This window comes from Agromyces sp. SYSU T00194, from assembly GCF_040496035.1.
In the GTDB taxonomy this organism is placed as follows: Bacteria; Actinomycetota; Actinomycetes; order Actinomycetales; family Microbacteriaceae; genus Agromyces; species Agromyces chitinivorans.
The window spans coordinates 2,192,834-2,205,124 of record NZ_JBEPJZ010000001.1; the positions used below are offsets into that span (position 1 = coordinate 2,192,834).

15 protein-coding genes are annotated in these 12,291 nt (G+C 67.8%); all 15 read right to left on the reverse strand.

Going from position 1 to position 12,291, the window contains the following annotated elements; translation table 11 throughout:
* Nucleotides 1–4: 4 nt before the first annotated feature.
* Nucleotides 5–931: a M23 family metallopeptidase gene (locus tag ABZK10_RS10135; protein ID WP_353809064.1), complete on the reverse strand. Its 927-nt coding sequence runs from the start codon at nucleotides 929–931 to the stop codon at nucleotides 5–7.
* A gap of 63 nt (nucleotides 932–994) precedes the next feature.
* The gene (locus ABZK10_RS10140) at nucleotides 995–3,340 is read right to left on the reverse strand and encodes a LamG-like jellyroll fold domain-containing protein (protein ID WP_353809065.1); all 2,346 of its coding nucleotides are present in this window, start codon (nucleotides 3,338–3,340) and stop codon (nucleotides 995–997) included.
* 3 nt (nucleotides 3,341–3,343) lie between these two features.
* Nucleotides 3,344–4,261 carry a hypothetical protein gene (locus ABZK10_RS10145; RefSeq protein WP_353809066.1) on the reverse strand — a complete coding sequence of 306 codons (918 nt, stop codon included), beginning with the start codon at nucleotides 4,259–4,261 and terminating at the stop codon, nucleotides 3,344–3,346.
* Nucleotides 4,262–4,264: 3 nt separating this feature from the next.
* Nucleotides 4,265–4,687 (reverse strand): phage tail fiber protein, encoded by a 423-nt coding sequence (locus ABZK10_RS10150; protein WP_353809067.1) that lies wholly within the window; start codon nucleotides 4,685–4,687, stop codon nucleotides 4,265–4,267.
* Nucleotides 4,688–4,689: 2 nt separating this feature from the next.
* Nucleotides 4,690–5,571, reverse strand: a complete 882-nt coding sequence (locus ABZK10_RS10155; protein WP_353809070.1) for a hypothetical protein — start codon at nucleotides 5,569–5,571, stop codon at nucleotides 4,690–4,692.
* Between the two features lie 10 nt (nucleotides 5,572–5,581).
* Nucleotides 5,582–6,394 carry a phage tail family protein gene (locus tag ABZK10_RS10160; protein ID WP_353809071.1) on the reverse strand — a complete coding sequence of 271 codons (813 nt, stop codon included), beginning with the start codon at nucleotides 6,392–6,394 and terminating at the stop codon, nucleotides 5,582–5,584.
* Nucleotides 6,387–8,429: a phage tail protein gene (locus ABZK10_RS10165; protein ID WP_353809072.1), complete on the reverse strand. Its 2,043-nt coding sequence runs from the start codon at nucleotides 8,427–8,429 to the stop codon at nucleotides 6,387–6,389. The genes ABZK10_RS10160 and ABZK10_RS10165 overlap by 8 nt, the downstream gene beginning before the upstream one ends.
* Before the next feature lie 42 nt (nucleotides 8,430–8,471).
* Entirely contained in the window at nucleotides 8,472–8,774 is a 303-nt protein-coding gene (locus tag ABZK10_RS10170; protein WP_353809074.1) for a hypothetical protein, read from the reverse strand.
* 50 nt (nucleotides 8,775–8,824) lie between these two features.
* Nucleotides 8,825–9,112, reverse strand: a complete 288-nt coding sequence (locus ABZK10_RS10175; protein WP_353809075.1) for a hypothetical protein — start codon at nucleotides 9,110–9,112, stop codon at nucleotides 8,825–8,827.
* Between the two features lie 92 nt (nucleotides 9,113–9,204).
* Entirely contained in the window at nucleotides 9,205–9,756 is a 552-nt protein-coding gene (locus ABZK10_RS10180) for a phage tail tube protein (protein WP_353809076.1), read from the reverse strand.
* A gap of 70 nt (nucleotides 9,757–9,826) precedes the next feature.
* The gene (locus ABZK10_RS10185) at nucleotides 9,827–10,225 is read right to left on the reverse strand and encodes a hypothetical protein (protein ID WP_353809077.1); all 399 of its coding nucleotides are present in this window, start codon (nucleotides 10,223–10,225) and stop codon (nucleotides 9,827–9,829) included.
* Complete coding sequence (locus ABZK10_RS10190) at nucleotides 10,212–10,481, reverse strand: hypothetical protein (RefSeq protein WP_353809078.1); 270 nt, start codon at nucleotides 10,479–10,481, stop codon at nucleotides 10,212–10,214. Before ABZK10_RS10190 ends, ABZK10_RS10185 begins: the two co-directional genes overlap by 14 nt.
* A gap of 11 nt (nucleotides 10,482–10,492) precedes the next feature.
* Nucleotides 10,493–10,831 (reverse strand): hypothetical protein, encoded by a 339-nt coding sequence (locus ABZK10_RS10195; protein WP_353809080.1) that lies wholly within the window; start codon nucleotides 10,829–10,831, stop codon nucleotides 10,493–10,495.
* Nucleotides 10,828–11,256 (reverse strand): hypothetical protein, encoded by a 429-nt coding sequence (locus tag ABZK10_RS10200; protein ID WP_353809081.1) that lies wholly within the window; start codon nucleotides 11,254–11,256, stop codon nucleotides 10,828–10,830. The genes ABZK10_RS10195 and ABZK10_RS10200 overlap by 4 nt, the downstream gene beginning before the upstream one ends.
* Before the next feature lie 114 nt (nucleotides 11,257–11,370).
* Nucleotides 11,371–12,279, reverse strand: a complete 909-nt coding sequence (locus tag ABZK10_RS10205) for a phage major capsid protein (RefSeq protein WP_353809082.1) — start codon at nucleotides 12,277–12,279, stop codon at nucleotides 11,371–11,373.
* Nucleotides 12,280–12,291: the final 12 nt, after the last annotated feature.

Consider the following 12,291-nt stretch of genomic DNA (forward strand, 5'->3'; position numbering starts at 1 on the left):
ACCCCTACTCTGCGCTGAGGCCGAGCAGTCGGCGGCCAACCTCATCGGCTGCGGCCTTCGCGATGGCCTCCTTGTCGATGGTGATGTCGAGCTCACCGATCGCGGCGCTGACTGCCTCGATGACGTCCTCGGTGACGAGGGTCGCGACCGCAGTGGCGAACTCGGCTGCGTCGACGTCGGCCGGGGGGTTCGCTGCGGCCGACGCGGCGGCCTGCAACTTCCGCTGCTCGTTGCCGATCCGGCCGTACACGGTGCGCAGGTAGTCGTAGTGGTTCTTCGACAGCTCGACCGGATCGCCGTGCAGGTGGTTGAGCGCGCCCGACGCGTCGTACCCCTTGTCCTGCAGGTCGCGTCCGTAGTCGCCGGGGTAGATGACCCCGAGGTTTGTGAACTGGGTGCGCTTGTTGCCGCCCGCGCGAGTGAACACGGTCATGATCTCTTCCTCCATGGGGTCGATGTCGGTGTTGTCGATGGGTGTGCCTCCGCCGGCGGCGGGCGCCGTGGCGTTCAGCGCGGCCACGATCAACGGGTCCGGATTCCACGTGGTGCCTTCGTACACCGAGGTCGGGTTCGGGCCCCAGGTCGTGTGCGTGTGCGGCCCCGTGCTCGTACCCGTGTCGCCCAGCGGGCCGACCGTCTCGCCGAACGCGACCGGGTCACCCACCTCGTGCGGCGAGCGCCGGTCCATGTGGCAGTAGCCGACATACCCGGTTCCGTCGCTCGAGCGCACCGACACGTACCAGCCAAGGATTCGGGACCACGCGTTGATGACGACCTCGCCGCGCTTGAGCGCTGGGATCGGGGTGCCGACGGCATGCCCCCCGATGTCACGGCCGCGGTGCGGGCCCAGCCCGGCGTCTTTGCGCCACTGGGGCCAGCTGCCCCACCAGTCGCGCCAACGGTCCTTCGACCAGAACGTTTGGATGCTCACCTCGTCGCGTCCCTTCCGTGTCAGGCGTGCGGATCACCCCGACGGTGCGGGGAGCGCTGTCGGCTATGCGACGCCGGCGGCTTCTGCGTGGGCGAGGATGCGTGCGGCGGACAGTGCGGTCGTGTGGTACGCGACACCCGCGATGCGGCCGTCCCAGTCGTTGTCAGACGTCGAGTCTCGCGACCCGATACCGAAGTGCGTCAGGCTGGGAGTCATCGCCCCGGCGGCGACCGCTTCGGAAGCAACTTCCGCACCGTCGAGGTAGACACGAGCGGTCGTCCCGTCCCACGTCACCGCATAGTGGTGGATTCCGAGCGATGAGGGGATGGCGTAGCTCGAGCCGATCTGGTCAGCCCACGAGTTGCCGGTGAACACGCTGAGCAGGCCAGCGGCAGTGACGCGGATCAGCATGACGCCTTCCCACGCCAGGACGGCGTACTGCTTAGTCGCGTCGTCGCGAATGGCGATCGCCTCGAACGTGTAGGCGGTCGGGTTGGCGAGCCCGGACGTATCGACGTGGATACCACCATCGCGGCCGCCACCGCTCGCGCCCTGCCAGGACGTCGCACCGTCACCGATTCCGGCCGCCCCGAGCGCCCCGGTGTCGATCGCGGCCGTGGTGTTGCCCGTCGCGTCGGTCGGCGTCGACACGTCGTCAAGCGGGTAGTAGAACGCGGGCGAGTCGGCCATGACCTCGTCGTAGTACGTGTCGCCGCCCGGGTCAGTGGCACCTCCCAGATCGCCGCCGACGATCCACGTGTCGGCCGCGATCTTCACCACGTGCGCCGTGCTGTACTGGTCGCGGAACGTCGTCGACGGTGTGCCGTCAGCGTCCGCGCCCGCGCCGGCGAGGAACGACCCGCCGCCCTCGCTGAGAAGCGTGAAGTCGACGCGGGCGCCAACCGGGAATGCTGTTACGGCATCCGCGGGGAGCGTGACGACGACCTCTGCGGCGTTGTCGAGGGTGACCATCTTACCGATGTCCGAAAGCACGGGCGTGTACGTGGTCCCGGTCTGTGCGTTCACCCCAACGTAGAGGCCGGTCGCGCCGCCGCTGCCGGGCTTGAACAGGCCGCTCGCCTGGTCGAAGAAGATGCCGTCGCCGTCGGCGAGGCCGGTCAGGTCGACGTCGTCGAGTTCCCCGAGCTCGAACGTGGGGATGAACTTCGACACCGGGATCGGGGTGCTCGACTGGCTCGGCGTGGACTCGGCGCCCAACCGATCGAGGGCGCGCTGCAACCGGAGCGCGCGCGCCTCAACACGGGACTGCAACGTCAACTCGACCTCGGGCACGAGACTGTCGCCGATGTTGAGCGAGATCGCGACCACCCGGTTCGATCCGGACTCCGAAGCACCGTCCTCGAGTTCGATGGTGATCCAGTCGTGCACGTCGAAGTTGTCGAACGGCTTCCGACCGGCACGATCCGCCGGGACCTTCACCGTGCGCGACGACTTCTGATTCCGGACGAGCTCGAGGTTCGCGCCGGCGACGATGGAGCGCGACGCGTCGTCCGACGCCTCGCCGGCGGATACCCACGTCGCGCGCTTCCGCCACTTCGTCTGCGAGTCCGACGACGACGCGATGGCGATTCCGTGGTCACCGCTGTCGACGTAGACCGTGTTCGCGATCTCGCGCCGCGATATGGAGCGCTTGTGCTCGGCCTGTGCGCGGTGCTGGGTGAACACGACCTCCGCCTCGCGGTGGTTCCCGCCGCCCTGCTGCACGAACAGCTTGAACCCGGGGAGCATCTTCCACGTCAGGTCGTTCGCCTCAGCCCACCGGATGAGCAGTGTCAGCAGCGACGTGCCCGACGAGACGGTGAGTTCCTGCACTGCCCCCCACGGGTTGCCGGCGGAGTCCTCGGCGGCGTTGAACAGTGGCGTGACCCACGTCAGGTAGCCGTCCGCCTGCGCCTCGAGGAACAGTGCGTGCCAGGCCGCCATCGGGTGCATCGAGAAGACACGCTCCGTCGACGTCGGGTTCGGCATCCCCTCCGGGAGCACCTTCGCCCACTCGAGCACGAGACCAGTCCCACGGCCGGCGATCTGCGTGATGCGGCCGCCATCGTTGGGTAGCAGGATGTCCTCGGCGATGTCCTCGGCGAGGAACTCGAACCGAACCTGACCGTCTTCGAGGATCTGCCACAGTGCCTCTTGCTCGACGATCGACGCCGTCTCGCCGGACGGGAGGGGGTCGGTGAAGACCCGGTCGTCGTAGGCGAGCTGCACCCGGCCGCCGCCTTCGGCGTTGCCATCGGAGGTGAACCCCAGACCGACGTACCGGTGGATCTCCGCGATCGGTGACGTGAAGTCACGCTCGGAGAGGACCCTCGCAGTCCAGCCGACGTTCTCGAGCGGTGCCGTGTCGATCACCGTGAGGAACGCGCTGTTGGAGGTGCGCTGCGTCATCGTCTACGCCCCATCTGTGATGACCCGAACCGGGAAGCCTGGCGACTCCGCCGTCGCGGGCACGGTGAACTCGATGACCGTGTGCTGCATGTCGATGATCCCGAGCACCGCATCGAGCACCCGGTCGTCGGTGTACGCGTTCGCGGTCGGCGGGAACGTCTGCCAGGACGTCACGGCGAGGGCCTGCCACACGAGATCGGGCCGGTACTCGACAATCCCGCTGTACGTGGTCTGCAGGTCGCCGAACCCGAACCCGACGATCTGGATTCCATCGCCGGAGCGCCCGCTGGTCGGCCGGAGGAACCAGATGTGCGGCTCCGGCGTGTTGGTGCTCACGTCGCCCTCGTCGGCGTAGTGGTAGGCGTTGAGCGGGTCGGTGACGATCAGGTATGCGATGTTCGTCTCGACGTACGCGACGCCGTCGAACTCGTCGATGTCGGCGATCCCGTTGTTGATGTAGACGTAGGTCGAGTCGGGGAGCGCGACCATCGGCTCGGGGGTGACGTTCTGGAACGTGTAGAAGCTACTCCGGCCGACGAGGAGGTCGACGCTGAACGCGGCGGTCTTCCATGCCGTCCACGCCGCCATCCCGGCTTCGGAGGCACGCACCCGCCAGTAGTAGTCGACGCCGTCGGTGAACCCGGCGATCGTGGGCGTCAGCTCGCCGTCGCCGAGGTCGGTGTGCACGTTGGAGTAGAGCGGCGACCCGAACGCGGGGTCGTCGTCGACCTGCACCTCGACGTCGGTGAGCGTCGCGCCGACCGACGACACCGCGACCCGGAACGGGATGTTGGTGGCGGGGACCGTCGACCCGTCGGCCGGGTCGATGGGGATTGCGTCGTAGACCGCCGTGAGGGCGTGCGCCGGCTCCGTGCGGAGGACACGGAGCGTACCGGCGCCGGTGGTGTCGAGGTACGCCATCGCCTACTCCTGAACGATCGTGAGTCCGCTGCCGATGATCCTGGGGATGTCGCCGGCACCGGTGACGACGATGTCGTCCGCGAGCTCTCCGCTGTACAGCAGCGTGCCGCCGGTCGAGTTGTCGAAGATGGCCCAGTGGGTGCATGCGGCTTCGGACCAGACCGCGGTCGCCGCGGGCCACGTGATCTCACCGGACGCGCCACCGTTCGACACCTCGGTGTCGGTGCTGCCGATCGTGCCCCACAGGGTGTCGTCGTTCGTCTTCGCGACGCGCGCGTAGCTGCCCGTCGAGGTCGGCTCGACTCCGCTCCCCTCGGGGTTGCCGTTGAACAGGGCGAAGTAGAACGTCCCGACCGTCAGCGCGGTGTTCCGGTCGTTCCCGAAGTGGGATCGGAGGCTGATGTTCCGAGCTTCGACGGTGCTCACGATCAGCTCCAGTCGTCGGACTCGGCGAACAGACGCATGGCCCACACGCCCAGCTGCGCGTTGCTCGGCGTGATGCGCCGCAGCGTGACCACCCCGGAGATCGCACCGGGCGCGAGGTCACCGACAGTCACGATGGACGAGAACGCGCCGCCACCGATCGACATGGTGTGCTGCCCTGGCGTGGAGGGGGTCGCATCCGTGAGGGCGTTCATCGCGACCTGCACGTCGTTCGCGGTCAGCGACGGCGAGGAGTTCTTGATGCGGAAGTCGCGATCCTGCGACGAGCTGCGCGGCGTGTCCCCCCAGTCCAACCATGCGGCCGGGAGTCGCTCGTCGTTCGTCGGGTGCCAGAACTCGAGGCGGTGCGTCGAAGCGCCCGGGGATGCGTCGCCGTAGACGTGGAACACGCGGAGGCGTGCGTAGAATCCGTTCGACCCCAGCAGCCGGTAACGGACACGGATGCCACGCACCGCGAGCTCAGAGATCGTGATGAACGTGGTCCGGTACGCGGGAGCGATCGCGGGCACCTCGGTGGAGTCGGGGATCTCCACCCATGTGCCAACCTGCGTCCAGGTTCCGTCCTGACCGTTCGTGGTGTCGTCGGAGACCTCCACCGCACGCTCCGCCCCAGAGAACGTGACGAGGTCCTGCACAAAGATCGACGTGATGTCGCGCGCGTCCGGGAAGATGATCGACATTGCGGTCACGCTCGAGGTGACGTTCGAACCCAGATCGAAGTACCCGGACGACTCGTCGTTCAGGCTCTCCCGCTGCAACTCGGTGAGCTCGGTCAGCACGCCCGCAGCGCTTGTGTGGACCGCGATCGAACCGTCCTGGTCGTACGCCATCCGTGCCGCCGGCGCGTCGGGGTAGTTGCCTGCCATGGGGTGCCTCCTAGTACCAGAGCGGCCGGAACCGCAGATCGACGGTGCCCGCGCCGGCGTCGGCCGACAGGGTGATGGTGTTGTCGCCACGCAGCAGCCCGAACCATGCCCGCGCGCCGGAGTGGCTGACCGCGCCGATGATGTTCGCCGAGTCGGACTCGCGGATCACGGTGGTCTCAGCAACATCGACGGACACGGAGTCGGCGTCAGCGACTGACGACCCGAGCTTGACCCACACATCCGGGGTCGGGGTGGAGTTCGTGACGGTCGCGTTGGTGAGTTGCCCGTTGAAGTCCAAGACGATCGCCGTCGTCGCCATGTCGCCGACGTTCGACACGACAGTCGGAGTGTCGACGTCGAGCTCGACGACCTCCTCGGCGCCGTAGAAGAACGGGTCCGCGAGGTACAGGTCGACGGTGATCGCCGCCTGATAGGCGCCGATGTGCCGGCGCTCGAACGCGGTCGGTGCGACCGCCATCGCCTCGGCGTAGTGGGAGCCGAGGTCATCTGTCCATGACCGGCCGAGGACGAACTGCCGGCCGCCGTCGGGTCGGAACAGTCGCCGCAGTGCCCGCCAGTGCTCCTCGAACGAGTCCGCCCAGTCGGCCTTGGTCGTACCGCCGTGGTCCTGCCCGAGGACGTGCATGCCCAGGGTGATCGAGTACGAATCCTCCACCCGTCCGGTGAACGCACGACCCGGGATGCGTGAGAACACGAGGTCGTCGCCTCGGAGCGGTGGTGCGGCGGTGTCGTCGACTTGGACCACGTTGAACGCATGATCGGACAGGTCGACACCGTCGATGGACCAGAGGTACTCAGGCATTCGCGGCCTCCATGTCGTCGAGTCCGAGGTACGCGATCTTCGAGTACGTCTTCTGGATCGACGTCGACGGCGTCTCCCGCTCCGGGTTGTAGATGTTGACCGTCACCCCGTCGCGCCCCGCACGGGCAGCGGTGCCGCCGACCGTGAGGTCGTCTGTGGCGATCGGCGCGGGGACTGCGACGCGCGGCGCCAGCGCCCCGTTCAGGCCACCGAACTGCAGCATGTCGTCGGCCGTGTTGAACCCGCCCGTGAACTGGTCCATCAGCGCCGCCCCACCGGACGCGACGTTCCGCCACCCCTGCCCGGAGAACGGGCCCCGCTCTGCCGGGGAGTTGGGGAAGAACCCGGCCGCCCAGTCGAGCACCCCACCGACCGCATCCCCAACGGCACCGATCATCGACGTGATGCCGTCGATGAACCCCTGGATGAGGGACTGGCCGGCGTTCACCAGCCAGTCACCGACGCCGGCGAACAGGTTGAAGATGAAGTCGACGATGCCGCCGAGGATGTCGAACAGGCCGTTGATGATCCCCGCGACGCCGTCGACGAACCCGTTGAAGATCTGCTGGACGCCCTCCCACGCCTGCTCCCAGTTGCCGGTGAACACGCCGATGACGAAGTTGATCAGGCCGGTGAGGATGTCGATGAGGGCCTGGATGACGGGCATGAGCGCGTCGATGATGACACCGACGAGCTCGAGGACGGGGGCGAGGATCGCGATGAACAGGTCGATCACGGCCGTGATGATCGGCATGAGCGCGTCGAGGATCGGCATGAGGAGGCCGAGGATCACGCCGACGAGTTCACCGATCGCGGTGATCAGTGGTGACAGGGCGACGAGGATCTTCGCGAACACTTCCGCGACGAGCGTGATGATCGGGATGATCGCCGCGAGCACCTGCTGGAACACGCCGGACAGGATCGTGACCAGCTGCACGATGACCGGCATGAGGGTCTGCAACACCGTGGACAGGGCGCCACCGATGACGGATGCCAGCTGCCCCAGCGCTTCGGCGATGATCGGGAGGACGGGCTGCAACGCCTTGAACAGGATCATCAACGGTGACGCGTTGAGGAACAGGTCGAGGAACAAGGGGGCGATCTCCCCGATCGCAGCACCGATGGGCCCGAGCACGGAACCGATCGACTCGAACACCCCAGCGAACCCGGACGCGTCGCCCGAGTTCAACGCCTCGAAGAACCCCGCCAGCGCGGGCACGACGGTCGATGCGAGGAACGTCACGACCTGCGTCACGATCGGGAGGAACAGTTCACCGATCTGCGTGACGACGTTGTCCCACCCCGCGGCGAGGATGCGCTGCTGGTTCGCCAACCCGCCCGACGTGCGCTCGAAGTCGCCCTGCGCGTCGGCGGTCTGCGCCATGATCTCGGCCTGCGCGGCGAGGACCTTTTGCTGCTGCGTCAACGCCCCGGCACCGTCGTAGATGCCGAGCTCCATGGCGCGGGCCTTCAACGTGGCGTCGTCGAGCAGCACACCGTACTGACGCAGCGGCTCCGACTCGCCGCGCAGGCCGGCGGCGAGGGCGTTCACCGCCTGATCCGTTGAGGTGTTGTAGAACGACGCGAGGTCCGTGCCCAGGCTCACGAGGTCGGTCGTGAACCCTGTCAGGTCCTCATTCGCGAGACCCGCCGCCTTGCCGTACACGCCGAACGACTGCGCCGCCCGGAGAACGTTGATCTCGTTCTCACCGAACGCCGTCGCACCGGCCTGCGCGAACTCCTCGATCGCACCGGCCTGGTCACCGAACACCTGCGCGATGGCCGTGCCGGCTTCCTGCAGGTCGGATGCCTGCGAGATGCCGTCGGCGATGGTGTTCCCGACGGCCTTCCCGATCTGCAGCCCACCGAACGCGAGCGCGATCGGGCCGGCGAACTTCCCGGCAGCGGCGATGATGCCGCCACCGACGCCCTTCCCGGCCTTCTTCCCCGCGCTGGTGCCGGCGGGGACGACGGCGGTGTTCATCTCCTGGTTGAACTTCCGACCGAACCCGGAGAAGTCGGGAACTACTTCCATCCAGGCCGTATAAAAGGCGTCCGCCATCGTGGCCCTCCCGGGTTACTCGGTGGGAGCGGGCTCCCGGTTGGGTCGGAGGATCGCGCGGACCTCAGCGGCGGTGCGGCGGACGGTCTTCTTCCCGCCGAGCTTCGACCGTTTCGCGATGGGCCGCGGGTACGGGCGCTGTCGGCGCCTCGAGCCCTTCGCTCGTTCGACGTCGATCAGGTCGGCGAGCGCGAACCACTCCCACGACGCGGGCCGTTCCCAGCCCTGCGTGGCAGCTGTGAGGCGCGACTCGGGCGACGCCATGAGCGCTTGGACGAGTGCTCGCGCCTCGCGCACTTCGGTGTCCCAGAGGGACACGCCGAAGAAGCTGCGGAAGTCGGCGGCAGCCTCTGGCAGGTGTCGGGAGACTACTCGCCAGAGGTCGAGGATTCCCCCGGCGTGATGCCCGCCCACCGCTTGAACAGGTCCTGCAGAGCCGACGGGTCGAGGGTGTTCAGCGCGTTCATCGTGCGCTTGTCGGTCTTCGACGAGAGGAGCTCGTGCATGAGCTTGATCGCGGCGAGGGGGTTCTGCTGTGCGGCCGCCTGCACTTCGGCGGCCTGCTCGAGGTCACCGAAACCCAGCCGCTTCATCGTGTACGCCGTCCCGTCGATCTTGAACGAGAACGGGGTGGTCGTGTACTCGGGCACACTCATGGGAGATTCCTTCTTTCGTGATGGGAGAACGGGAGATGTTGGGTTGGAGGGGCGGTGATCGTCTCCCGTCAACCACCGCCCCCGTCAGGGGGTTACACCGACGCGGCGAGCGCCGGGTACCACTTCTTCACCGAGCCGCCGAGGGTCTCGTTGTAGGCGCACTCGACGGTGACCTCGTACCCGACCGGCTCACCGGACGCGAACACCTGGTCGCCGACCTCGACGACCTGCGCCTCCGGCGCGTACGCACGGATCACGTCGTCGCCGTCGATCACGTCGAGGATGAACGCGATCACCGGACGCTCGACCGACACGTCGATGACGATCGACCCGTCCGTCCCGACCGTGCCGCCGTAGTAGAACGCGACGGTGTCGGCACTGGTCTGCAGCAGCGTGAACGCGTACCGCACGGTGCCTTCCTCGATGAGGGTGCGGACCTTCTTCGCACGCTGCCAGGCGCGCAGCACGGTCGTGGACTGCTCGGTCGTCTCGGTGACGCCGTCCTCGGACACGTACCCGAGGTCGGACCACGTGACGCCGAGTTCGGTGGTGCCGTCGGTGGGCGCGGTGGCCACACCGAACTCACCGGTCGCCACGATGCCGTCGACGGCCACGCGAACTTCCGCGATGTCCTTTCCAGCCATGGTGATTCTCCTAGATGGGGTGGGTGGCGCACTGCGCCGTTGACCCCGCGCCGGGAGATTCGCGGGTTGGTCAGAGGTTCGTTGCGCGCACCGGCAGGGTGAACGCCACGAAGTAGTGGGTGAGTTTCGACGAGCCGACGGTCAGCACCTCGTCGGCGTCGTCCTCAACTTCGAGGATCGAGATGTTGGTGGCGTGGAGTTCGGAGCGGACACCAGCGGCGACGTCACGCGCGATGCCTTCCGCGTCGACCGGGTTCCCGCCCCACACGTTGAGGCCGTGCCGGCGCCGTTCGATGCCGTTCCGGTCGGACCCGCCGTCGTCGCGGACGGTCACCATGCGGGCCGTCTTCACAGTGGGGAGCTTCGGCTGCACCGTCACCGACGACCAGCCACGCGCAGACAGGAACGTGCGCAGGGTCGTGACGATCAGACCGATCGTCGACGGGAACGTGATGTCAGAGGCCTGCACGACTGATCGCCTTCGCCATCGTTCCGCGCTTCGCTTCGACCCGGGCACCGATGCGGGACTCCGTACCGATCTGGATCGACACACGTCCACGCGCACCAGACGACACGAACCGCTTCATGCGGAGCGTCTTCCGGTAGAACTCGTTCGGGTCCTCCGCCATCGCATCGTGCACAGGCTGCGCCTGCGCCTCGAGGACCTGCGCGAGCTCCTCCGACGTCGCAACGATCGTCAGGGGCTTGTTCGCCCGCCACCGCACCTTCCGAGCCATCACGCACCCCTCTTCACAGCGACCTCGACACCCCAACCGGTGCCTGTGAACGGTGACGTCCACTGCCCGGGCTCACCGTCGACCTGCCAGATTTCCCCGCGGATGCGGAGCATGTCGGACGGACGGAACACGGTCCCCGACGGTGCGTACACGGTGCCGCCCGAGATGACCCGACCGCCGTACGTCGTCCCGGACTCGTCCGAAGCGGCCGGCGCGAACGCACACCCGGTGACGGGAACCTCCGTCGTCCCGAACACCGGGTTGCCCTGGGAGTCCTCACCCGACGGGGAATCGTTCTGACGGATGATCGTGACCGTCTCACCGAGGAGCGAGATCACGTGTACCTCCGGTACCCGCCAGTCTGGGCGGACTGCAACGCGACGGGCACCATGCCGCCACCGCACCGGTACGGCCGCAACGCGACCTTGTCCGACGCTGCGATCCACGGGGCGCCAGACGTGGTGCCGGCGCCGTACCGGGTCGTGCGGGAGAACGGACCCACCGCTTCGGTGAGACCTTCCGCCCCAGTCACGACCACGCCGGTCTGCTCGAGCGTGCGCGCGACCATGCGGGCCACGACACGCGTCACAGCCTCCGGTACGGTCGGGGTGGCCGTCTCGTCCGTCGGGTCACACCCGAGGAACCCGACGACGAGGTCCGACGCCTCACTGAGGAGTGCTGGTGCCTTCGCCGCCTGATCCGTCGTCAGGCTTTCGACTCCGAGCGCCGCTTCCACGTCCGCTGTTGCTGCGAGATCCGCCACGGGGCGCCTCCTTCACGAGTTCGTAGCCTGCGGCCTGCTCGACGAGCCGGTGCAGCCGCGATCCGGAGATCGGCGACTGCACCTGACCCGTCAGCTTGTTGCGGAACCGTGCCATCAGGCGGACGGCACCGTGACCGCGCCGACGCCGTACGACGCGACACCGGTCTCCGGGGTGGCCGGGTTGCCGAGGACGTAGGCGAACCGCGCCTTGAACCGCAGCGCGACCATGTCCTTCTCCGCGAGGTTGATGCCGCCGGTCAGGGTCGCCTCCGTGAGGAGCTTCACCGTGACGTCCTGGCGGACACCGATGCGGACGGTGTTCGGGTCGACGACGATCGAGGTTGCCTCGTCCGGCTCCCAGGCGCCGTTCCGCGACCAGAAGGTGTCGAACCCGCGCAGGCCCGAGTCCACGAGGACCGGGTCGCCGTTCGCGTTGCGGATGTTCGCGAGCTTGAACGCCAGCGAACGCTTCGCGATCAGGGTCGTCGGGTCGAACCCGGCGTCCGCGATCAGGCCGGCGACCTGCAGCGACGCACCGTACGCGTCGGCCGCGTTCGCGTCACCCGAGACCTCCTCGACCGTCTGCGTCGCGGCGACGGCCGCGGCGAGCAGGTCGAGCGAGGTCCACGACGACGGCTTGTTCGTTCCGAAGAACACCGCCTGGTCGAGGGTCTTGCCGATCGCCTGACCACCGAGCTCGGCGAGCTGCGCGAGGATGTCCTCGGTCGCGTCGTCGAGGGTGTTCTCGTGGATCGGGATGATGACCGCGACCTCCTCGGCGACGAGGGTCTTGTTCGCCCACGTTGCCTGCGAGGTCGGCTTGACGCCGGTGTTGTCGGTGTCGCCGACCCACTCGGCGGTCGGGATGGTCGCGAGGACCGGCATGTTGCTGGTCTTCGTTCCCATGTTCACGGTCGGGAACGCGGCGAGGGCCGTGGAGCCCTGCGTCGCGGCCTTGATGACCTGGGGGCCGTACTCCTCGCCGATGAGCGAGGCGACCTCGGCACGCGTGATGTCAGCCATTGCTGACCTCCT

Coding starts and splice junctions, on each gene's coding strand:
- ABZK10_RS10140 (WP_353809065.1), bottom strand. CDS start 3,340: ATGACGCAGCGCACCTCCAACAGCGCGTTCCTCACGGTGATCGACACG.
- ABZK10_RS10145 (WP_353809066.1), bottom strand. CDS start 4,261: ATGGCGTACCTCGACACCACCGGCGCCGGTACGCTCCGTGTCCTCCGC.
- ABZK10_RS10155 (WP_353809070.1), bottom strand. CDS start 5,571: ATGGCAGGCAACTACCCCGACGCGCCGGCGGCACGGATGGCGTACGAC.
- ABZK10_RS10160 (WP_353809071.1), bottom strand. CDS start 6,394: ATGCCTGAGTACCTCTGGTCCATCGACGGTGTCGACCTGTCCGATCAT.
- ABZK10_RS10165 (WP_353809072.1), bottom strand. CDS start 8,429: ATGGAAGTAGTTCCCGACTTCTCCGGGTTCGGTCGGAAGTTCAACCAG.
- ABZK10_RS10175 (WP_353809075.1), bottom strand. CDS start 9,112: ATGAGTGTGCCCGAGTACACGACCACCCCGTTCTCGTTCAAGATCGAC.
- ABZK10_RS10180 (WP_353809076.1), bottom strand. CDS start 9,756: ATGGCTGGAAAGGACATCGCGGAAGTTCGCGTGGCCGTCGACGGCATC.
- ABZK10_RS10205 (WP_353809082.1), bottom strand. CDS start 12,279: ATGGCTGACATCACGCGTGCCGAGGTCGCCTCGCTCATCGGCGAGGAG.